This is a genomic window from Herbinix luporum (assembly GCF_900070325.1).
In the GTDB taxonomy this organism is placed as follows: domain Bacteria; phylum Bacillota; class Clostridia; order Lachnospirales; family Lachnospiraceae; genus Mobilitalea; species Mobilitalea luporum.
Window position 1 is genome coordinate 1,013,821 of the sequence record NZ_LN879430.1, and the last position, 22,699, is coordinate 1,036,519.

The window sequence follows — 22,699 nt, forward strand, 5'->3', positions numbered from 1 at the left end:
AATATTTTTGATTAGATTAAAATGCAGAAAGGTTGGGGAAATAGATGAAGACTGATATACAAATAGCTCAGGAAGCAAAATTACAGCATATAGGTGAAGTGGCAAAACAACTTTCTATATCGGAAGATGACTTAGAGTTCTATGGAAAATATAAGGCTAAGCTTTCAGATGATTTATGGGATAAAATAAAGGATAGAAAAGATGGCAAGTTGGTACTTGTAACTGCCATTAATCCTACTCCTGCAGGGGAAGGTAAAACCACAACTACTGTGGGTCTGGGACAGGCTCTAGGAAGGATGAATATAAAATCGGTAATTGCACTTAGAGAACCATCTCTAGGTCCTTGCTTTGGAATAAAAGGCGGTGCAGCAGGGGGAGGTTATGCCCAGGTTGTGCCTATGGAAGATTTAAATTTGCATTTTACAGGAGATTTTCATGCAATTACCTCAGCCAATAACCTTCTGGCTGCTATGTTGGATAATCACATACATCAGGGGAATACTTTATCTATTGACCCTAACCAGATTGTATGGAAACGCTGTGTTGATATGAATGATCGGGTTCTTCGTAATATTGTAGTAGGCCTAGGCAGAAAAGCCGATGGAGTAGTTAGGGAAGATCATTTTGTAATTTCGGTTGCCTCAGAAATTATGGCCGTATTATGTCTGGCCAAAAACATGGAAGATCTTAAAAAACGATTGGGTGAAATAGTTGTTGCCTATACCTATGAGGGAAAGCCTGTTAAGGCAAAAGAGTTAAATGCCGTAGGGGCTATGGCAGCACTATTAAAGGACGCATTAAAACCTAACCTTATTCAGACTATAGAAAATACACCGGCTATAATACATGGAGGACCATTTGCTAATATTGCCCATGGCTGTAATAGCGTCATAGCTACAAAAATGGCTTTAAAGCTTGCTGATGTGGTAGTTACGGAGGCAGGCTTTGGGGCTGATTTGGGAGCTGAGAAATTCTTAGATATAAAGTGTAGGACAGCGGGATTAAAACCGGATGCAGTGGTTTTAGTTGCAACACTTCGAGCACTAAAATATAATGGAGGTCTTTTAAAGACCGAACTTTCCGCTGAAAATCTGGATGCCCTTAAAAAAGGTATTGTTAATTTAGAGAAGCATATTGAGAATTTACAAAAATTTGGTGTACCGGTGATAGTTGCCTTAAATCGCTTTGTTACCGATACAAGTGCCGAGATAGAATTTGTAAAGAATTTTTGTATAGAAAGGGATTGTGAATTTTCTCTTTGTGAAGTATGGGAAAAGGGCGGAGAAGGTGGTATAGACTTAGCTAGCAAGCTTTTAAAGACCTTAGAAGAGAAAGAGAGCAATTACAGACCTTTATATGGTTTAGAACTGTCTATTAAAGAAAAGATTGAAACCATTGCCAAAGAGATATATGGTGCAGACAAGGTAACATATGATCCTGCTGCAGATATGGCAATAAAAAAGATTGAAGAACTTGGTTATGGTAATCTGCCGGTTTGTATGGCGAAAAATCAGTACTCCCTATCAGATGATCCTAAAAAGCTTGGTAGACCCTCAGGCTTTTCAATAAATATAAGAGAAGCTTATGTTTCGGCAGGTGCCGGTTTTGTGGTGGCAATAACAGGTACAATGATGACTATGCCAGGACTTCCAAAAGTTCCTGCTGCAGAAGGAATTGATGTAAATGAAGAAGGCAGGATTGTAGGGTTATTTTAGTGATTTAGATAAATTATAATTTATAATAATAGTCATAGCTTATAAAAAGTCCCCGTATATATATTAGTATAATGAATATGGCTTGTCACAAGAAACCATTCATAGATTGGGTAAAGGGGGGCTTTTTATGATTCAAAAGGTTGGATTTCATTATACCGATGATATAACTGTAATAAATCGTCAGCAGTTTGAGGCACATATAAGATTGTATGGGGGATATGTAGATAAGATCAATGAAATTGATCAGATACTTATGAATAATCCGGAAAGAGAAAAGGCCAATGCTACCTTTAGCTTCTATAGAGAATGCAAAAGAGGTGAAACCTATGCCCTTAATGGGGTAATTCTACATGAGCTTTATTTTGAGAATATAGGTGGTATTGTAAACAAACCGGATAAAAGAGCTATGGAGCAGCTTGCTATGTATTTTGGCAGCTTTGAGGGATGGAAAGAAGATTTTATAAGTACAGCAAAGGCTAGCAGGGGCTGGGCACTTCTTAGTTACGACCAAAGAAGTTTAAGACTGCGAAATATCAGTTTAGATGCCCATGATCTTGGTAATATTGCATACTCTGCCCCAATCCTTGTGCTGGATGTATATGAACATGCCTATTTTCTGCAATATGCAGATAATAAAGTAGAGTATATCAATAGGTTTATGGAGAATATCAATTGGGAAGTAATATCCGACAGAATGGGGATTTACTAATAAAAAACCATGGGCAAATAAAACTGCCCATGGTTTAAAAAAGCTCATAAATATTTCACAGTTTCTTAACGGTACCTGACACCTTTAAAAGCTTGCTCGCAGTAGATACATCTATAGACACCGTTTTTCTTATCTGTCAATTTAAAGGAATGGGGGATACCACTTTCTATAGAAGTTATGCATCTAGGGTTTATGCATTTTAGTATGTTATCTACTTTATCCGGTAGCCTGGGATTTTTCTTTTCTATGATTTCTCCGTTTTTAATTATATTAATGGTTATTTTGTGGTCTAGGGCCCCTAGGATGTCCAAATTTATATCGTCTAAGGTTCCTTCTATTTTTATAATATCTTTTCGTCCCATCTTATTGCTTCTGGCATTTTTTATAATAGCCACACTGCAATCTAGATTTTCAAGATTAAGGTAGGTATATATTTTCATTGCTCCCCCCACCTTTATGTGGTCTATAACAATTCCCTGATTTAGTATGCCTATATTTAACATAGGGGCCTCCCTTCTTTATAACCTAACAAGGTGATTATTAATGCCATTCTTGCATAGACACCAAATTCAGCCTGTTTAAAATATACTGCCCGGGGATCATCGTCTACCTCTACGGCAATTTCATTTACCCTTGGCAGGGGATGTAATACCAGCATGTCCTTTTTAGCCAGGGACATTTTCCTAGTATTAAGTATATAGGTGTCTTTTAGCCTGATATAATCCTCTTCGTTAAAGAAGCGCTCTTTCTGGACCCTGGTCATATACAAGATGTCCAAATTGGGGATGGCTTTTTCAAGACTTCTTACCTCTTCGTAAGGAATATTGTTCACATCTAGTATTTCCTCTTTGATATAGGTGGGAACTTTTAGTTCTTCAGGGGATATAAGGATAAATTTCACATTCTTATATCTTGATAGGGCTCCTATTAGGGAATGTACTGTTCTTCCAAATTTTAAATCGCCACAAAAACCAACGGTTAGATTCTCGAACCGCCCTTTAAGATTTTTTATAGTAAGTAAATCGGTAAAGGTTTGAGTGGGATGATTATGACCGCCGTCTCCGGCATTGATAACTGGAATGGAAGAGTGGAGTGCTGCTACTAAAGGAGCACCTTCCTTGGGATGACGAATTGCACATATATCTGCGTAAGAAGAAATAACGCGAATTGTATCGGCAACGCTTTCGCCTTTTGCCACTGAACTAGAATCTGCAGATGAAAAGCCAAGAATACTTCCGCCTAAGTTTAGCATGGCGGCTTCAAAACTAAGTCTGGTTCTGGTACTAGGTTCATAAAATAGGGTTGCTAGTTTCTTTCCTTGACAAACTTTAGAATATTTTTTTGGATCTTTAATAATATCTTCAGCTAGATTTAGAAGTTCATCTAATTCTGAAATAGTAAGATCCGTAGGACTAATGATATGCCTCATATTTACCTCCATTATAATAGTTGTGTAACTATTCTAACTAAGTATTCTAATATATACTATTTAAAAAGACAATCTGTTTTTGAGAAGTTTTTATAAATTAAACTAATACTATGGATTAGTAATTATAATAACTAAATTCAGCATTTATACAAATATAGGAATATTTAAAATACACTTTTTTTTATTATGTGGTATAATAGTAGGATACAGTATTTTGTTATCTAAGTGAAATGATTTTATAACTGGAAAAGAACATAATTTAAGCTTAGATAAAAGAAAGGTGTGCAAAATATGATTCAAATTTCACGGACAGGTATCAGGAACTTAGCCTCCAATGATACGGTTTATGCTAGAGGCTTACAATACTATAAGGAAAATCGTGTTGTCAGTGCCTCTTATTCAAACTCTGCAAAGCTGTATCGTATGGAGGTACAGGGGAATTTTAAATATTCTGTCATTGTGGAAGAACAAGAAGACGGATCCTTTGATTATAATTGTAATTGTCCATCAAGACTAAAGGATCAGGGGGCTTGTAAGCATGTGGTAGCTGCTTTATTATTTATATTAAAATATCAGGAAAGGACAATGCTATCAGAGACAAGAAGTCCTGAGGAAAGAAAAATCATTCAAATACTAGACTATTTTGCCTCTCAGGAAGAGGCTTATCTGGTAGGAGAAACTTTTTCCCTAGATACCATTATAACTATTCCACAGCTTATGAAGGGGGATAGTGCTAGGGCATATGCATCTTTTCGCGGAGGTAGTAACCGCAAATATAAAATTCAGACCATAAAAAAATTTTTATATAATATATATAATAACGAAAGTTTTTCCCTAGGAAAGGAATTTAAATATATAAGCGGGGAAAGTAACTTTGACAAGCCTTCCCAGATTATTTTAGATTATCTTTTGGATATTTATGAGATTCAAGAGGTGATTAACAGCTCCCATTTTTCAAAAATATTTACAAAATCCAATGTTATTTTGACTAAAAATATGTTGTTTAAACTTTTGGAGCTTTTATATGGGACCACCTTTACCTTGGAGCTTTATGGCAGGGAGTTTACCAATGTAAGTTATATTAAGGGAAATCCAAAGATTTCATTGCAACTTACCATGGATGAGGAAGCAGTTTTTGTTGACTATCAGGGTAAAGAGGCTGTTTTACCTATTTTAGATACCGGGGAATTGCTTTATTATGACGGGGCCATATATAAGCCGGATAAAAAGTTTATTCGAAATTTTAAGCCTTTTTATAATAGTCTTGGCAGAGATAAGGAGCCTTTAGTTTTTAAAGGTGAAAAGAAAAACAGCTTTCTTGAGCATGTATTGCCAAGAATAAGTGAAACCATGGAACTGGATGTACCGGAGGAATTAAAGAAAAGATATATTTCTGAAGACTTAGAGGCTAAAATTTATTTTGACAGACATAAACATGGTATTAAGGCTGAACTTAGATACCGTTATGGGGATTATGAGTTTAATTCCTTTGGCAATGCTTCCTCCGGATCTTATATAATAGTCCGACAAAGGGAAAGTGAAGAGGCAGTTATTGATGAGATTTTAAAACTGGGATTTGTTCCTTATAAGAACTATTATCTTTTAAAAAATGAAGAGCTTATCTATGAATTTTTATCCGGTAAAGTAATGGATCTTGAGGGAGTGGCAACTTTATATTATTCTGAGGATTTTAGAAAGCTTAGTATTAATCCTCCGGGAAATTTTAAAGCCAGTGTTAGGGTAAATGGCGGTATAAATCTTTTGGAGCTGGATATATCTTTTGAAGGTGTACCTAAGGATGAATTAAAAAATTTGCTTTATGCTTATCAGGTTAAAAAGAAATTTTATCGGCTAAAAAACGGTAGCTTCGTTAAACTGGAAGGGGAAAAAGTAGAAAATCTGTCCAAAATTTTAAGCTCACTAAATGTAGGTAGCAATAATATGGAGGAAAATAAGCTTTATTTGGAAAAGCAGCATGCGGTATATTTGGACAAGGCATTTTCAGATAAGGAGCTGGAACTTCATAAAGATCGGGATTTTACCGCTCTGACGGATAAAATACTTAATCCTTCTGTAACGGATTTTAAGGTACCTGATGAAATTCAGGCAAGCCTTCGTCCCTATCAGGTAACCGGTTATAAATGGCTAAGAACATTGGCACAAAATGACCTGGGAGGAATTTTGGCTGATGACATGGGCCTTGGAAAAACATTGCAATCCATAGTATTTATAGCTTCCCTGATATTGGAGAATAAGAAGCAAAAAAAAGATACACATTTTTTAATTGTCTGTCCTACATCTTTAACATATAATTGGCTTGATGAGATGGAGAATTTTGCTCCCTTTATTAAGGCTGTAGTTGTTAGCGGAAATCCCCCGGAAAGACAAGAAATAATTGAAAGATATAAAGACTACGATGTCCTAATTACATCCTATCCCTTAATAAGAAGAGATATTAGTGTTTATGAAAAAATTGAATTTCACGGAGTATTTATAGACGAAGCCCAATTTATTAAAAATAATGCTTCACAAAATGCAAAATCAGTAAAAAGATTAAAAACCAAACATAAATTTGCCTTAACAGGAACCCCAATAGAAAATAGCCTATCTGAGCTTTGGTCAATATTTGATTTTATAATGCCAGGATACCTTTATAATCATTCAAAATTTGTTGAAGTTTATGAGAAACCTATTTTAAAGGAAGATAAGGAGGCCCTAGAAGATCTTCACCAGCATATATCACCCTTTATCCTGCGCCGTATGAAGAAGGATGTTCTTACGGAACTACCGGATAAATATGAATCGAAAATGCTTACGGATCTTTCTGAAGAGCAAAAGAAGGTATACTTAGCCTACCTTGAAAATATAAGAAATGAAATTCATACGGAACTGTCTGAGACAGGATTAGAAAAGAGCAGGATGAAGATACTTGCAGCCCTAACCAGGTTAAGACAGATTTGCTGCCATCCCTCTACATTCTTGGAAAATTACCAGGGGGGAAGCGGAAAATTGGATTTACTTATGGAGCTTATTCCAGAAGCTATTGCCAATGATCATCGTATATTGGTATTTTCACAGTTTACATCAATGTTACAGATTATAGAAGAGGAACTTAAAGATATGAATATTCCCTATTTTTATCTGGAAGGAAGTACTCCTACACAGGAGCGTAATGAGCGGGTAAAAAGGTTTAATGAGGGAGAAGGCAAAGTATTTTTAATTTCCCTAAAGGCCGGTGGCACAGGCTTAAATCTTATCGGTGCCGATACGGTAATCCATTATGATCCTTGGTGGAATCCTGCAGTAGAAGAACAGGCTACTGACAGGGTATATAGAATAGGTCAACAAAACAAGGTTCATGTATTGAAACTGATTACTAAAGGAACCATAGAAGAGAAGATATTTAAGCTTCAGAAAAAGAAGAAGGAGCTTTCCGACTCAATTATCAGTTCAAAGGAAGTGTTTATTAATACCTTATCCAGAGAAGAGCTGGAAGAATTGTTTAGCCCTATGTAATTTAGTATTACTAAAGCTCATCATAACAGATAATTTGCTCCACTAGGGGCTAAGTCTGTTTGATGAGCTTTTTATGTATTTCTTGTGACAAATGTGCTGAATTTATATAACTTGGCCTAATACTCTTTTTATTGCCATGGCAGCAGATAAAGCCATAATGATTTTTAGCAAATCAAATGCTATAAAGGGAATCACACATACTGTTAGGGCATAGCTTATGGTGGTGTCTGCAACATAACTAAACCATAGGCTGCCTATTAGATAGCATATAAAAAGAGATATAACCATTCCTAAGGCCGGCAAAGTCTTATGGTTTAACTTATTCCAAGATGAAGTTGATTTTAGTTTTAAACTTATCTGATAGAATAAGGATGTGATAAAAGCCATCAGAGGGTAGGCCATAAGAAATCCTCCTGTCATTCCCGTAAGGATGTTAATTCCCCCTTTAAATCCGGCAAAAACCGGTAAGCCAAAAGCCCCTAAAAGAAGATAAGCTAATGTAGATAAAAAGGCATACCTTGGCTCAAGAAGGGCTCCCGTTAAAAATATGGCAAGGAGAGACAAAGAAAAAGGAATAGGCTGAATGGGAATAATAATCTGAGACAATACACAGATTATGGCAGTAAACATAGCTGTTATAATTAAGCTTTTAGTAGAAAGTCCTTTAGAACTTGAATATATCATAATATCTTACTCCTTTATTCTGAAATTATTTGGGCAAATAATCTGTTCTTATACTGACTTCTCCTGAAGTTAATGCTTCCTTGGTGGAATCGGGATATTCCACAAGCAATCTTGCCCTGTTATCTATACCGATAGCCTTGGCAGGAAAAACTTTTTTTTCTTTTAGTACATATATATCCTTACCTATAAGAAATGAACGTTTCTTATATTCCTCAAGGTAATCTTTACTGGTCAGCTTATCCATGGAATCTGCCAGATTATTTAAGACTTCAGCTGCTAGTATTGATGTTATAGGCTGATTTTTTGGTTTATCTAAAAAGATGGAACCGGCAATATCCTTTATATCACTGGGAAAATCCTTAGTGTTTACATTTATACCGATACCGACAATGGCATATTCTAAACCGCCGTTTTCAATATTTAAGGAAGCTTCAGTAAGAATTCCGCATACCTTTTTTCCCTGCATAAATAAATCATTAACCCATTTTATATGAACGTCTTCATTTGTGATTTTTTCTATAGCCTTTGCCACTGCCACAGCAGAACTGGTTGTTATTAATAAAGAGTCTTCAATACTAAGCTTAGGCCTTAATATAAGGGATAGATATAGCCCTGTAGCAGGAGAGTAGAAGCTGCGGCCCATACGACCCCGGCCATTGGTTTGCTCTGAAGCAATAAGAACTGTTCCCTCGGGGGCTTTATTGGCAGCCATTTCCTTGGCCAGGGTATTGGTAGAGCTTACGGTTTTTCTGACATCAAGAATAAAGTTTGTAGCCTTACCTTTAAGATATGGACTTATACTTTGGTTAGTAAGTATATCATTTGATTCTTTAAGACAATAACCCCGATTAGGTACTGCCTCTATTTGATAACCTTCGTTTTTTAGTTGATTTATATTCTTCCAGATGGCACTTCTGGTAACATGAAGTTCTTTAGCCATCAAGGCACCATTAACACTGTTTCCCCTGTTTTCTTCTAAAATTTTTAATATCTGTTCTTTAAGTTCCATTTTGGACCTCCCTTGTAGGGTATTTGTATTTTTATAGACTTTAGTATAACAGCTTAATCTAAAATGTCAACATACAATGACTAATAAGTTGACAATTAAATGCAATATATAAAAGTATAGAAAAAGTGGCTTCCACTATCTTAAATGAAAGCCACCTTAAAGTTTTTATTCAATTAATTCTAAGTATCTTATTAAAGATCAAATACTTGGTTATAATATTCTTCAATAAGTCGGTCAAGATAATCATGATTTTGCTCACCAAATTCAGCAAGTAACATATCCCGTATGGTATCGGTCTGCTTCATATAATTTAGCTCTTCTGATAAATTATCATTACTGATTGAAGCTAAAAAATCTTTTGTTACAGTTTTTTGTAACCACTGATTAATTTTCTCAGTCAGTTGATTTTCTTCTTCTATTTCCCACTTAAGCTTCTTGGCCTTATTCCATATGGTTATTGCCTCATATATAAAGAACAAAAAGAGGGCACCCATAATAAAATTAGGAAAGACACCATTTAAGATAGTTAAGACTCTAGCTATATTTAGGATTACGAAGATAACCCCGGCGATGCCTAGAAAGAGAAATATATAAAAGGTTCCGGTGTAATCTTGATATTTTTCCGATTTAAACATATAATTTCCGGATCCTGTTATTAAGCCTTTATAGTCTTCGGTTTCTACTTCACTGGTCATATCCTCTTCATCATCTGTAGGGGTTTGACCGGCTTTGTGGCTAACAAGTTCCGACTCGGTTTCTTCCTCAAGTTCATTTTCTGAAATTACCATATCCTCAGATATATCCTGAGAGGATTTTTCACTTGGCTCTTGTTTTGCTTCTTCAGATATTTCAGAGCTTTTTTCATTTTCTGCCTTTTTAATCCTTTCCCTTTCCACGAAGTAGAAGGCCTGATAATGTTTTTTAGCCTCCTTTTCTTTATCGGCAGGAACAGATAAGATATAGACATCATTTGCTTCATCGTAATCTATTTTTGATTCTAAACCAGAGTATTCAAAATATTTAGCCAATTTCTCTGTGAAGCTTCTGTTTTCGCCTTGGAAAAATGGGATATATTCTTGCATAATCTCAACTCCATTCTTATATTTTTAATTAAATACAAATGAAAACATTATGCTAACCAAGTATAAGCTAAAGTCCATTTCTACAGTAGATTCTTATTCGGCTATAAATCTGTGGTATGATTTCTTACCCTTTCTAATCAGAATTGCTCCGTCAGAATCAAAATCCTTATCTGTTAAAATCAAATCAAAATTATCTACTTTTTTATCGTTTACCGAAACTCCTCCTTGTTGTATGGTTCTTCTGGCATCGGAACGGGAGACGGCTAATTTTGCATCACACATTAAGGTAATTAGGTCTATTCCCTCAGCAAATCTAGCAGCAGGATAGCTGGTGGTAGGTATATTTTCAGACTTTACGCCACCACCAAATAAGGCCTTGGAGGCCTCTTGTGCTTTTTTAGCTTCTTCTTCCCCGTGAACAATCTTTGTTATCTCATAGGCAAGAACATCCTTAGCATGATTTATCTCTGCACCTTTAAGGGCACCTAATCTTCTTACTTCATCCATAGGTAGGAAGGTTAATAGGCCTAGGCATTCTTCAACCTTTACATCTTCGATATTTCTCCAGTACTGGTAGAATTCATATGGAGAGGTTTTATTAGGATCTAGCCATACAGCTCCCTTCATAGTCTTACCCATCTTAATACCTTCACTGGTTGTAAGAAGTTTAAAGGTTAGGCCGTATGCAGGCTTTTGCTCCTTACGGCGTATTAACTCAACTCCACCGATGATATTGGACCACTGGTCGTTACCTCCAAGTTGCAGTTTACAATCATATAATTTATTAAGCTTCCAGAAATCATAGGACTGCATAAGCATATAGTTAAATTCGAAGAAGGTAAGTCCCTTTTCCATTCTTTGCTTATAGCATTCTGCAGCCAGCATCTTATTTACTGAGAAATGAACTCCTATTTCTCTTAAAAATTCTACGTAATTTAAGTCTAGAAGCCAATCGGCATTATTTGCAAGAATTGCTTTGTCGTCACTAAAATCAATGAATTTAGAAAGTTGCTCTTTAAAACGGTTGGCATTGTAATCAATAGTTTCCCTGGTCATTAAGGATCGCATATCAGATTTGCCGGTTGGGTCACCAATCATGGTGGTACCGCCACCTAGAAGGGCGATGGGTCTATGTCCTGCCCGTTGCATATGCATCATGGCCATAACTGTAAGGAAATGTCCCGCAGTTAAACTATCAGCGGTAGCATCAAAGCCTATATAAAAGGTAACGGATTCCTTTCCCAATAATTCGCGAACTTCATCCTCATGGGTACATTGTTCAATAAAACCCCGTTCCTGTAGTATGTCATAAACATTTGTTGACATTGGTATTCCTCCTTATAATTGTCTATTAGTTAATTAAAGTCATTATATATGAAAACCTTATATTTTTCAATGAATTTTCGATAGCCATCAAATAAAGGCTTGTAGAAGAAGATTTGCCTTTAAGTGATGTGGAATATATCTTGTTTGGTTGAAATATAATGAAGTTAAGAATATGTAGATGTTTTGAGTATACTAATCTTTATATATTCAGCCGGTGAATATATGTAGAAGGAGGGATAGGAATGGATGCCAGTTATGAGGATAAAATCTATAGTCAAATTGAAAAGAATCTATCAAACAATATAGATGAAAAATATTATGTACCCATTGAAATGGTAGATAGATACCCTTACATAGATAAAACAAATAATAATGTAAATCAAAGGCAGGAAGACTCCATATACTTTGATAAAGCTAATATATATAATGAAAATCCAAATAATCAAGTAGGCCAGGCAAGGTTATCCCGGGCTGAATATATCCGCCAAGCCAGGGAAGCTTGTCTAAGACAACTAAATGCTTATGATACATCAGGCAGAATTAGTGATTATATTTTTAGAGAAGATGATACAGCTAATTCTGTATACGGAAAAAAGAAAAAGGACAAAGTAAGTAAATTATTTAACCAGGGCAGGGATGAAGAAAATATGGAAAAGGAACTGCTTTCTTATAAATCCTTGGTCATTCGTACTGTTTGTGCCCTAGTAATATTTTTTAGTCTGTTTATTATTGATAAAATAAAGTTTGAATTAGGAAATTTTACCTATGAAACCATAAGGCACTATGTTACAGGCTTTAATCAAATGGATATTATAGAGGAAATAATTGTATCATGGCTTAAATAGGCGGGTTTTTACTTCGTTGTATTTTTTTATCCTATAAGTTATAATATTCGATAGACAATCTAGAAAACTTATATTACTAGATTTATTATAGGAAATATCCTAATCTGTCTGCTATGATTTTTTTTAGAAAGGATAACATGATGAGAAAATTAGCACTATCAGATGAAATACTCCTTTCCGTAGATAAGCCGGCCCGCTATATCGGCGGAGAGATAAATATGAAGGTAAAGAATCCCAAGGATGTAGATATAAGATTCTGCATGTGTTTTCCGGATGTATATGAGATTGGTATGTCCCACCTGGGAATTCAGATACTATATGATATACTAAACCGCAGGGATGACACCTATTGTGAAAGGGTTTATTCCCCCTGGGTAGATTTGGACAAGCTTATGAGGGAGAAAAAGATCCCTCTTTTTGCTTTAGAAAGCCAGGATCCTGTTAAGGATTTTGATTTCTTAGGAATTACCATCCAGTATGAGATGTGTTATACCAATATACTACAGGTTCTGGAACTTTCACAGATCCCTATCTATGCCAAGGACAGGACAGAAGATGATCCTATTGTCATAGGGGGCGGACCATGTACCTATAATCCGGAACCTATTGCTGATTTCTTTGACTTTTTCTATATAGGTGAAGGTGAGACAGCATATGATGAGATTCTTGATCTTTATAAGGAATGTAAAGGGTCAGGAAAAACCAGAAGAGAATTTCTAAAACTGGTTGCCCAAATAGAGGGTATCTATGTTCCTGCCTTCTATGATGTAGAATATAATGAGGACGGCACTATTAAAAGTTTTACTAAGAATCTTGATACTGCACCGGATAAGGTTAAAAAGCAAATTGAAATGAATCTGAGCCAAGCCCAGTATCCTACAAAACCCTTAGTACCTTTTATAAAGGTTACTCAGGACAGAGTGGTACTGGAGATTCAAAGAGGCTGTATCCGTGGTTGTAGATTTTGCCAGGCAGGTATGATTTATCGGCCAAACAGGGAAAGGGATTTGGAATATTTAAAGAAATGTGCATATGAGATGTTAAAATCCACAGGCCATGAAGAAATTTCTCTAAGTTCCTTAAGTTCCAGTGACTACTCTAAGCTACAGGAATTAGTCTACTTCCTAATTGATGAGTTTGGAACAAAAGGTGTAAATATATCCTTGCCCTCCCTTCGTATAGATGCATTTTCCCTTGATGTAATGAGTAGGGTTCAGGATGTAAGAAAAAGCAGCCTAACCTTTGCTCCTGAAGCGGGAACTCAGAGGCTTAGGGATGTAATAAATAAAGGTCTAACTGAAGAAGATATTCTAAATGGTGCTTCACAAGCCTTTATCAGCGGTTGGAATAGGGTTAAGCTATACTTTATGATGGGCCTTCCTACGGAAACAGAAGAGGATATAGAAGGGATTGCCATATTATCGGATAAAATAGCAAGAAAATACTATGAAATCCCTAAGGAAGAAAGACAGGGAAAGGTAAATGTTGTAGCTAGTACATCATTTTTTGTACCTAAGCCTTTTACTCCTTTTCAGTGGTCTAGGATGGATACCCCAGAAGAGTATTTACAAAAGCAGCAGCTGTTAAAAAATAAGATAAATGAACAATTAAACAGAAAAAGTATTAGATATAACTGGCATGAGGCAGAGTTAAGTCAGTTAGAAGGAGTATTAGCCAGAGGGGATAGAAAACTTAGTAAGGTTATTTATGAAGCTTATAAGGCCGGATGTCTTTATGATTCTTGGAGTGAATTTTTTGATTATGATAAATGGTTAAAAGCATTTGAAAAAGAGGGTATATCTATTTCGTTTTACAACAGCAGAGAACGTGGAGAAGATGAGATTTTCCCTTGGGACTTTATAGATGTCGGTGTAAGCAAGGCATTTCTTCTTCGGGAATACAAAAGAGCAATTAAAAGCACAGTAACTCCTAATTGTAGGCAGTTATGCTACAACTGTGGTGCTAAGGCATTCGGAGGCGGTGTATGTTTCGAAAATATAAGTGCAAAAGAAAAACCGCAGGAGGTAAAAAGTGAAGGTTAGAATTAAATTTAAAAAATATGGTGCCATGAAATTTATCGGTCATTTGGATGTAATGCGGTATTTTCAGAAAGCTTTTCGTAGAGCAGATTATGACAGTGAATATACCAAAGGATTTAATCCCCATCAGATTATGTCTTTTGCGGCACCTTTAGGGCTTGGATTAACCAGTGATGGTGAATATGTAGATATAAGCCTAAATTCAAGCAAATCCCCTGAGGATATGGTTAAGGCTATAAATGAGGTTATGTCAGAGGGATTTTTAGTTACCGGCTTTCGTATATTAAGGGAGCCTAAGGAAAATGAAAAACATGTGACTGCCATGTCCTTGATATCATCGGCTGATTATTTAATTTCCCTAAAGGATGGTTATTCTTTAGGTGAAGAAATCCTATCCGGCAAAGACTTTAGGAAGGCATTTGAGAAATTTTATAGTAAATCAGAAATTATTATTAACAAAAAGACCAAGACCAGCGAAAAACTGGTCAATATAAGACCTATGATTAGCCTGGTATCCTATGATGAAAAAGAATATAAAGAAAAATTAAGGGATAAATTAATGAATGTCACAAGGCCGGAAAACGGGGAAAAAAGTTATTTTCTTGATATAGAAAGTATGGCCCAAGTCTATGACAATGATATTAAGGTATATCTTCAACTGGATACGGGAAGTGTATCTAATCTGAAGCCGGAACTTGTTATGGAAGCCTTTTGTAAAGATAATAATATAGAATATAATTCATTTGCTTGGCAAGTTCATAGACTAGAGCTTTATACTAGGGATGAAAAGACTAAAAAATTAATTCCGCTTGATCATTTGGATAAGTAGGATGCGGGGGATGCTTTTATGAGTCATAAGATTATTATTACAAGGCAAGATCATACTATAATCTCTGCATTATTTGAAGGGAAGGATATGGTGCAAGTATCCCTAAATCCTGATAATGAGGAGAATATTCTAGGCAATATTTATCTTGGTAAAGTAAAAAATATTGTTAAAAACATAAATGCTGCCTTTGTTGAAATTGAAGAGGGCAGGATGTGTTACTTTTCAATGAAGGAAAATCCCTATCCCATCCTTGCCAATCAGGCCTGTGATGATAAGGAAGCTTCCCTTAAGGAAACTCAGATTAAGATAGGTGATGAGCTGATTGTTCAGGTTACCAAGGAAGATGTTAAGACCAAGGCACCTGTAGTCAGCTCCAATATCAACCTGACCGGAAAATATGTAGCTTTAACCTATGGAAAAACCTCTATTGGAGTATCCAAAAAGATTGAGGATCAAGCAGAGCGGCAGAGACTTCGATCATTGGTAAAACCCTATGTCAGTAAGGAATTTGGTTTTATAGTCAGAACTAATTCAGCTTATATGTCTGATCAATTGATAATTAATGAAATAAATAATCTTATAGAAACTTTTAAAAACATAAGAAGATACGGAGTTCATAAAAGCAGATTTTCATTATTATATAGTACACCACCGGCTTATATTTGTGATATTAGAGACGGATATGCAGATAGGGTTGATGAATTTGTAACCGATGATGCAAGGCTTTATGAAAATATTAAGGAGTATCTGACACAACATCAGCCGGAAGATATGGCAAAGTTAAGATTATATCAAGATGATAATATAAGCTTATGGACCCTCTATGGAATTAAGGAGAAGCTAAAGGAGGCACTTAAGCCCAAAGTTTGGTTAAAATCAGGGGGTTCTCTTATAATTCAGCCCACGGAAGCCTTAACGGCAATAGATGTCAATACAGGAAAGGCAGTGGCAGGAAAGAAAAAGGTTCAAGAAACCTTTTTAAAGATCAATTTAGAAGCAGCAAAAGAAATTGCAAAACAAATACGGTTACGGAATTTAAGCGGAATAATTATAATTGATTTTATCGATATGGAATTAGAAAAAGATAAAGAGTTACTAATGAGAGAACTAGAAGAATATCTAAAAAAAGATCCAATTAAAACAACCCTTGTGGATATGACAGCCTTAGGTTTAGTAGAGGTTACAAGAATGAAGCTAAGAAAACCTTTACACGAACAGCTTCCTTTTATCGATACTATACTTCAACAATGATTAAATTAGGTCATTGAGTTTTAGCTACGTGCTTGTAAAATTTTAATTGACATTTTTTAAGGTATATGCTAACATAATTTAGTGTGCCGCACAATGGGGTATAAGTTCCGTTTATACGGACACCGTAGTTGGCGAGTAATGATAATAGGAGGTGCCATATGTACGCAATTATTGCAACTGGTGGAAAACAGTACAAGGTAGCGGAAGGCGATATCATTAAAGTTGAGAAGCTTGGCCTAGAAGCTGGCCAAGAAGTTACTTTTGACCAAGTACTAGCTGTAAATAACGGTAAAATGATTGTTGGAAATCCTACAGTAGCAAATGCTAATGTTACAGCAACTGTTGTTGAAGAAGGTAAAAACAGAAAAGTTGTTGTATACAGATACAAAGCTAAAAAAGGATATAACAAGAAAAAAGGTCATAGACAGCCATATACCAAAGTTAAGATTGAAAAGATCAATGCATAGGTAATGGTATATTATGATTAAAGTAACCATTTATAAAGATAAAGATAATTTGATTACAGGTTTTAAGGTGCTAGGACATGCAGGTTATGGCCAAGAGGGCAATGATGTTGTATGTGCAGCAGTATCTGCCTTGGTAATCAATACAATAAATTCTATTGAATATTTTACTTCTGATACTTTTGATTATAGTGAAGATGAAAAAAGTGGTTTAATAGAATTTCACCTGACTAGCCCCATAAGTAAAAATGGAAATTTACTCCTTAGTTCACTGGCCTATGGACTTCATGGAATAAAAAAGGAATGTAAGGGTAAGTATATTTCAATATCCGAGAGGGTCAGTCAAAAGAATAAGTAAAGTAGCAGGCAGATTCAGCTTGAATTTATATAGTGGATTTGCACGGTTTGATTATAAACTAGGAGGTGTAAAACATGTTAAGAATGAACCTTCAATTTTTTGCTCACAAGAAGGGTGTAGGTTCCTCAAAGAACGGTAGGGATTCTGAATCCAAGAGACTTGGCGCAAAAAGAGCTGACGGACAGTTTGTTCGTGCCGGTAATATTCTTTATAGACAGCGTGGAACAAAGATACATCCGGGACTTAATGTAGGTCGTGGTAGTGATGATACATTATTTGCATTAGTAGACGGTGTTCTTCGCTTCGAAAGAAAAGGCAGAGACAAGAAACAGGCAAGTGTTTATCCTGTAGAGAGTGTATAAAAGCAGATACATGTGATGATAACCCCAAATTCCTATGCAGCATGAATTTGGGGTTCTTTTATGTTTATTGTTTATTATGGTGGTTGTTATTACCATAAATTCAGATTATAATAAGCATTATAGGAATTGGTAATAATACAAGTACATAATACAATATCATTCTATCTTAGATACATCCATGGAACTCATGAGATTTATTTAAGAAAGCTTGATAAATGTCATGAATTACATGAATTGAATGTAAAATTTCTTATCTAGTAGTTGGTAGTTCTTGCTTAAATGGAGGATATTATGTTTGCAGATAGAGCTGAAATTTATATAAGATCCGGTAAAGGCGGAGACGGCCATGTCAGTTTCAGAAGAGAAAAATACGTTCCGGCCGGTGGCCCGGACGGAGGAGATGGCGGAAAAGGCGGAGATGTCATTTTTGAAGTTGACGAAGGTTTGAACACCTTGGCTGATTTTCGATATACCAGAAGGTTTATTGCTGAGGATGGAGAAAACGGCAGTAAAAAGAAATGTTCCGGTAGAGACGGCAAGGATCTTATACTTAAGGTTCCCCCGGGAACAGTTATAATAGAGGTAAACACCGGAAAAGTAGTAGCTGATATGTCAGGAGATAACAAAAGAGAAGTGGTCCTAAAAGGAGGCCGTGGGGGTAAAGGAAATCAGCATTATGCCACTGCCACCATGCAGGCGCCTAAATATGCCCAACCGGGACAAGCTGCCATGGAAATGACTGTACGTCTGGAACTTAAAGTTATAGCAGACGTAGGTTTAGTAGGCTTTCCCAATGTAGGTAAATCCACACTATTATCCAGGGTTACCAATGCAAGGCCTAAAATCGGAAACTATCATTTTACCACCACAAGGCCTAATCTTGGAGTGGTTGACTTAGAGGAGGGCGGCGGTTTTGTTATAGCTGATATTCCGGGATTAATTGAAGGGGCTTCAGAAGGACTAGGTCTTGGACATGAATTTTTAAGGCATATTGAGCGTACTAAGGTTATAATTCATCTGGTGGATGCAGCCTCTACAGAGGGTAGGGATCCTATAGAAGATATCCGTAAGATAAATTCAGAGCTGGTTTCTTATAATGAGCAGCTGGGTAAACTGCCACAAGTTATTGCGGCAAACAAGCTGGATGTATTATATGGTGATGAAAAAGAAGAAATTATAAAGAAACTTAAGTCTACCTTTGAACCGGAGGGATATAAGGTGTTTCCCATATCTGCAGTAAGCGGTGAGGGTGTTAAGGAACTTTTGTATCATGTTAAGGCTATGCTAGATCAAATGGATACAAGTCCGGTTATTTTTGAAAAGGAATTCTTCCCGGAAGAACTTAAAGATAAATCCCTGCCATTTGAAGTATGGAAAGAAGAAGACCATGTTTATGTGGTGGAAGGTCCAAGGATTGAGCGTATGCTTGGTTATACTAATTTAGAATCTGAAAAAGGTTTTGTGTTTTTCCAAAATTTCATGAAGGAAAATGGAATCTTAGATCAGTTAGAGGAACTGGGCATTCAAGAAGGGGATACAGTAAGAATGTATGGCCTGCAATTTGATTATTATAAATAGGCTAATTATTTAAATTATTTATACTAATATGTAATTATGGAAGGGAGTGCTTTATGACAACAAAGCAACGGGCTTATTTAAAAGGATTAGCCATGAAGATAGATCCGATTTATCAAATCGGAAAATCAGCATTAACTCCTGAAATTACTCAAGGAGTTGCTGAGGCTTTAGAAGCAAGGGAATTAATAAAGATAAATGTTTTGAAAAATTGTATTGAAGACATTAATGTAATGGCACAAACTCTTGCAGAAAGAACTCGTTCGGAAGTAGTTCAGGTTATCGGAAGAAAGATTGTATTATATAAGGAATCCAAAGATAAAAAGAAGATTGTCTTACCCCCGGATAAAAAGATAAAGGATTAAACATAATCTGATATTTACTTTGCGAAAGGAAGAAAATCAATGAAAAAGATAGGAATTATGGGTGGAACCTTTGATCCTATCCATAATGGCCATTTATTTTTGGCGGAGCATGCATATGAGCAAGCGGGCTTAGATTATGTACTGTTTATGCCAACCATGAACCCTCCCCATAAGGCTGGAATAACCGTAGTATCCGGTGAACATAGATTAAATATGGTAAGACTTGCTCTAAAAGACAATCCTAATTTTAGACTATCGGATTTGGAGCTTAATAGACCCGGTTTAACTTATACATCAGATACTTTAGAGGTTCTAAAAAACAGGGAGCCTGATAATGACTATTATTTTATCTTAGGAGCAGACTCCCTTATGATGATACCCCAATGGAAGGATCCTCAGACTATATTTAACCTAAGTACTATTGTTGCAGGGGGAAGAATTCAATTTTCAATGGAGCAACTTAAAGAACAGGCTGAATATCTAGAGAAGACCTATAAGGGAAAGATAATTTTACTGGATATGCCCATTATGGAGATATCATCAGAAAAGATCCGTAAAAGGATTAAGGAGGGTAAGTCTATACGGTATTATGTACCAGGTGAGGTGCTAACTTATATAAATGATCATAATCTATATAGCTAATACTATTATGTAAATAAAGTAGCAGCAATTAAGTCCAAAATATGAGGTAATTATATGGAAGATATTCTAAGCAAATTAAGAGATAGCATGAAACAGGTATTATCAGAAAATAGATATCGCCATGTATTAGGTGTAGAAGAGGTTTGTTATGATTTAGCTTTGATTTTTGGATATGATACTATAAAAGCTAGCATAGCAGGAATACTTCATGATTGTGCAAAGCATTTGACAGCTGAGGAACTAATCCGGGAATGTAAAAAAAACAACTTGGAAATAACAGAAACCGAACGAATGCAACCTTTACTTCTTCATGCTAAGCTAGGTGCAATCTATGCTAAAGAAAAATATAATATATTAGACGAAGACATTCTAAAAGCAATCAGATACCATAATACAGGCAGGCCCGCTATGTCTAAGCTTGAGAAAATTCTATACATTGCCGATTTTATTGAGCCTAACAGAAAGAATATTCCTGTACTTGATAAAGCAAGAGAAGCAGCCTATCAAGATTTAGACCGGGCTCTTGTTATAATAACAGGCAGTATTCTTAATTATCTAACAGAAAAAGATGAAATAATAGATAACTTAACAAAGGACACATATGAATATTATGTGAACCTAGGTTAAGTTAATAATATAACTTGGAGGTAGATATGGATAATTCAAGGGAAATGGTAAAACTAGCTTACGACGCTCTAGAAGATAAAAAAGGAGAAGATATTCAGATAATTGATATTAAGGATATATCGATTATTGCAGATTATTTTATTATTGCTAACGGAACTAATGCTCAGCAAGTAGATTCTTTGGTAGAATCGGTTAAGGATAAATTAGGTAGGAATGGTTATGAACCCCAGCGAATTGAAGGAGTAAAAAGTGCAGGTTGGATACTGATGGATTATGGGGATCTTATCGTCCATGTATTTTCTAAGGAAGATCGTTTATTTTACGATTTGGAAAGAATCTGGAGAGACGGAAAAACTATTACTATAGATCAGCTATAAAATAAAGGTGTCAGGTACTTATAACAGATTTGAACTTGCGTTCACAGCTTGTTAACAGTACCTGGCACCTTTTAAAATATACGGAAAAGTCCGATAACAACTCCTAGTATCTGTAAATCCGATACTATAATAGGCTCCATGGTGTCGTTTTCAGGTTGTAAGCGGAAATGACCGCCTTCTTTATAAAATGTCTTTACAGTAACTTCATCATCTATAAGTGCTACTACATAGTCTCCGTTCTTTGCATGGGATTGCTTTTGGACAAGTATTTTATCACCGTCATAAATGCCTGCGTTAATCATGCTGTCGCCCTTAACTTTTAACATAAATGTTTCTATATTGGGCATATATTCAGAAGGAATAGGAAAGTAGCTCTCTATATTTTCAACAGCCAGAACCGGATGTCCTGCTGTAATAGTTCCTACAATAGGGACATTGATAAGTTCTCGTCTGGTGAGGTTGAACTCGTCATCTATAATTTCAATTGCCCTTGGTTTAGATGGATCTCGGCGGATATAACCGTTTTTTTCAAGAGATTCTAGATGTGAGTGAACAGAAGAAGTTGATTTTAGTTTAACTGCTTCACAAATTTCACGAACGGCTGGGGGGTATCCTTTGTTAATAATCTGAGATTTTATAAATTCAAGAATCTCTTTCTGCTTATTACTTATCCTGCCATATCCCATATGTATCTGCCTCCTCATATATTTTAATACCTTTATTTATTCCATAATCTCATCAAATATTATATTTGTTAAATATTATGCTTAGTATAACATACTTGGCAGTAAAATGCAAAACTTATGTTCTGAAAAACGAAAAAACGTTTGTAAAAAGGAATATATGTTCGAAAAAACTATTGACAAGCAAATGTTTGTTCGATATAATCAATTTAAAACATTTGTTCGGATTAAGTTTTTATAAAATTTTACTTTCTAAGACATCAGATGACCTTGGCTCATATTATAATTGGTAAAAATCAAGAATAAATTTATAGTTTATAACCGGGAGGTATATATTATGAATAAATCTTTAATCAGTAATTTTAATTCAAATCATGAGCCTATAAGAAATATAACTGATAGAAGAATGAAGAAGAGTATAAAATGGATCGGACTGTCAGTATTAATTATTATCATTCTTCTAACAGCTATATTTACCGGCAAGACTGCTACAGCAAAGAATGAAAGGCATAGGGTTAAGCAGGTAGCCAGTGTTCAGATTCAAAAGGGAGATAGCTTATGGACTATAGCTTCTAGATATATGACAGAGGAGTATAAAGATATCAACGATTATATTGAAGATATTATGATTTGTAATGGACTTACATCTGATAAAATCCATGCCGGTAATTATATTATTGTTCCTTATTATGTAGATTTATCTAGTAATTAATAGACTTTATATTATGCTAAAACCTCTTATATTTAGCCAAAGAATACATTTTTTTAATTATTACTTGACTTTTTGGGAAGAATATCATAGGATACAGAAT

General features: G+C 35.5%; 23 protein-coding genes. 16 read left to right on the forward strand and 7 right to left on the reverse strand.

Going from position 1 to position 22,699, the window contains the following annotated elements; genetic code table 11:
• The first annotated feature begins 44 nt into the window (after positions 1 to 44).
• Together SD1D_RS04660 and SD1D_RS04665 are read left to right on the forward strand one after the other, a co-directional pair.
• Positions 45 to 1,715, forward strand: coding sequence for a formate--tetrahydrofolate ligase (locus SD1D_RS04660; protein WP_058257848.1), 1,671 nt, complete (start codon positions 45 to 47; stop codon positions 1,713 to 1,715).
• Between the two features lie 127 nt (positions 1,716 to 1,842).
• Complete coding sequence (locus SD1D_RS04665; protein WP_058257849.1) at positions 1,843 to 2,424, forward strand: superoxide dismutase; 582 nt, start codon at positions 1,843 to 1,845, stop codon at positions 2,422 to 2,424.
• A 65-nt stretch (positions 2,425 to 2,489) separates the two neighbouring features.
• Here the strand turns inward: SD1D_RS04665 and SD1D_RS04670 are convergent, their stop codons facing one another.
• Together SD1D_RS04670 and pyrB are read right to left on the reverse strand one after the other, a co-directional pair.
• Positions 2,490 to 2,927, reverse strand: a complete 438-nt coding sequence (locus SD1D_RS04670; RefSeq protein ID WP_058257850.1) for an aspartate carbamoyltransferase regulatory subunit — start codon at positions 2,925 to 2,927, stop codon at positions 2,490 to 2,492.
• Entirely contained in the window at positions 2,921 to 3,853 is a 933-nt protein-coding gene (gene pyrB, locus SD1D_RS04675; protein WP_058257851.1) for an aspartate carbamoyltransferase, read from the reverse strand. Before pyrB ends, SD1D_RS04670 begins: the two co-directional genes overlap by 7 nt.
• Before the next feature lie 291 nt (positions 3,854 to 4,144).
• Between pyrB and SD1D_RS04680 the strand changes: the two genes are divergently transcribed.
• A complete protein-coding gene (locus tag SD1D_RS04680) occupies positions 4,145 to 7,369 on the forward strand; it encodes a DEAD/DEAH box helicase (RefSeq protein ID WP_058257852.1) in 3,225 nt (1,074 codons plus the stop codon).
• Between the two features lie 102 nt (positions 7,370 to 7,471).
• Here SD1D_RS04680 and SD1D_RS04685 read toward each other — a convergent pair whose 3' ends face one another.
• The 4 genes from SD1D_RS04685 to tyrS form a co-directional block, all read right to left on the reverse strand.
• Entirely contained in the window at positions 7,472 to 8,053 is a 582-nt protein-coding gene (locus tag SD1D_RS04685; protein WP_058257853.1) for a biotin transporter BioY, read from the reverse strand.
• Between the two features lie 25 nt (positions 8,054 to 8,078).
• Positions 8,079 to 9,062 carry a biotin--[acetyl-CoA-carboxylase] ligase gene (locus SD1D_RS04690; RefSeq protein WP_058257854.1) on the reverse strand — a complete coding sequence of 328 codons (984 nt, stop codon included), beginning with the start codon at positions 9,060 to 9,062 and terminating at the stop codon, positions 8,079 to 8,081.
• 191 nt (positions 9,063 to 9,253) lie between these two features.
• Positions 9,254 to 10,144 (reverse strand): hypothetical protein, encoded by an 891-nt coding sequence (locus tag SD1D_RS04695; RefSeq protein WP_058257855.1) that lies wholly within the window; start codon positions 10,142 to 10,144, stop codon positions 9,254 to 9,256.
• A gap of 93 nt (positions 10,145 to 10,237) precedes the next feature.
• Positions 10,238 to 11,470 carry a tyrosine--tRNA ligase gene (tyrS, locus tag SD1D_RS04700; RefSeq protein ID WP_058257856.1) on the reverse strand — a complete coding sequence of 411 codons (1,233 nt, stop codon included), beginning with the start codon at positions 11,468 to 11,470 and terminating at the stop codon, positions 10,238 to 10,240.
• Between the two features lie 242 nt (positions 11,471 to 11,712).
• Between tyrS and SD1D_RS04705 the strand changes: the two genes are divergently transcribed.
• From SD1D_RS04705 to rsfS, 12 genes are all read left to right on the forward strand, one after another.
• Entirely contained in the window at positions 11,713 to 12,315 is a 603-nt protein-coding gene (locus SD1D_RS04705) for a hypothetical protein (protein WP_058257857.1), read from the forward strand.
• A gap of 140 nt (positions 12,316 to 12,455) precedes the next feature.
• Positions 12,456 to 14,357 carry a TIGR03960 family B12-binding radical SAM protein gene (locus tag SD1D_RS04710; protein ID WP_058259197.1) on the forward strand — a complete coding sequence of 634 codons (1,902 nt, stop codon included), beginning with the start codon at positions 12,456 to 12,458 and terminating at the stop codon, positions 14,355 to 14,357.
• Positions 14,347 to 15,183 carry a TIGR03936 family radical SAM-associated protein gene (locus SD1D_RS04715; protein WP_058257858.1) on the forward strand — a complete coding sequence of 279 codons (837 nt, stop codon included), beginning with the start codon at positions 14,347 to 14,349 and terminating at the stop codon, positions 15,181 to 15,183. The genes SD1D_RS04710 and SD1D_RS04715 overlap by 11 nt, the downstream gene beginning before the upstream one ends.
• Before the next feature lie 18 nt (positions 15,184 to 15,201).
• A complete protein-coding gene (locus tag SD1D_RS04720; protein ID WP_058257859.1) occupies positions 15,202 to 16,434 on the forward strand; it encodes a ribonuclease E/G in 1,233 nt (410 codons plus the stop codon).
• 158 nt (positions 16,435 to 16,592) lie between these two features.
• Positions 16,593 to 16,901, forward strand: a complete 309-nt coding sequence (rplU, locus tag SD1D_RS04725) for a 50S ribosomal protein L21 (protein WP_058257860.1) — start codon at positions 16,593 to 16,595, stop codon at positions 16,899 to 16,901.
• 13 nt (positions 16,902 to 16,914) lie between these two features.
• Positions 16,915 to 17,256 carry a ribosomal-processing cysteine protease Prp gene (locus SD1D_RS04730; protein WP_058257861.1) on the forward strand — a complete coding sequence of 114 codons (342 nt, stop codon included), beginning with the start codon at positions 16,915 to 16,917 and terminating at the stop codon, positions 17,254 to 17,256.
• Between the two features lie 74 nt (positions 17,257 to 17,330).
• Positions 17,331 to 17,618, forward strand: coding sequence for a 50S ribosomal protein L27 (rpmA, locus tag SD1D_RS04735; protein WP_058257862.1), 288 nt, complete (start codon positions 17,331 to 17,333; stop codon positions 17,616 to 17,618).
• Positions 17,619 to 17,909: 291 nt separating this feature from the next.
• Positions 17,910 to 19,196, forward strand: a complete 1,287-nt coding sequence (gene obgE, locus SD1D_RS04740; protein WP_058257863.1) for a GTPase ObgE — start codon at positions 17,910 to 17,912, stop codon at positions 19,194 to 19,196.
• A 53-nt stretch (positions 19,197 to 19,249) separates the two neighbouring features.
• Positions 19,250 to 19,558: a ribosome assembly RNA-binding protein YhbY gene (gene yhbY / locus SD1D_RS04745; RefSeq protein WP_058257864.1), complete on the forward strand. Its 309-nt coding sequence runs from the start codon at positions 19,250 to 19,252 to the stop codon at positions 19,556 to 19,558.
• A gap of 39 nt (positions 19,559 to 19,597) precedes the next feature.
• On the forward strand, positions 19,598 to 20,200 hold the full coding sequence (nadD, locus tag SD1D_RS04750; protein WP_058257865.1) for a nicotinate-nucleotide adenylyltransferase: 603 nt from the start codon (positions 19,598 to 19,600) through the stop codon (positions 20,198 to 20,200).
• 54 nt (positions 20,201 to 20,254) lie between these two features.
• Positions 20,255 to 20,827 carry a bis(5'-nucleosyl)-tetraphosphatase (symmetrical) YqeK gene (gene yqeK / locus SD1D_RS04755; RefSeq protein WP_058257866.1) on the forward strand — a complete coding sequence of 191 codons (573 nt, stop codon included), beginning with the start codon at positions 20,255 to 20,257 and terminating at the stop codon, positions 20,825 to 20,827.
• A gap of 26 nt (positions 20,828 to 20,853) precedes the next feature.
• On the forward strand, positions 20,854 to 21,204 hold the full coding sequence (gene rsfS, locus SD1D_RS04760; RefSeq protein WP_058257867.1) for a ribosome silencing factor: 351 nt from the start codon (positions 20,854 to 20,856) through the stop codon (positions 21,202 to 21,204).
• Positions 21,205 to 21,275: 71 nt separating this feature from the next.
• Here rsfS and lexA read toward each other — a convergent pair whose 3' ends face one another.
• On the reverse strand, positions 21,276 to 21,890 hold the full coding sequence (gene lexA / locus SD1D_RS04765) for a transcriptional repressor LexA (protein WP_058257868.1): 615 nt from the start codon (positions 21,888 to 21,890) through the stop codon (positions 21,276 to 21,278).
• 334 nt (positions 21,891 to 22,224) lie between these two features.
• On the opposite strand from lexA, the gene yneA reads away from it, so the two are divergent.
• A complete protein-coding gene (gene yneA / locus SD1D_RS04770; RefSeq protein WP_058257869.1) occupies positions 22,225 to 22,599 on the forward strand; it encodes a cell division suppressor protein YneA in 375 nt (124 codons plus the stop codon).
• Positions 22,600 to 22,699: the final 100 nt, after the last annotated feature.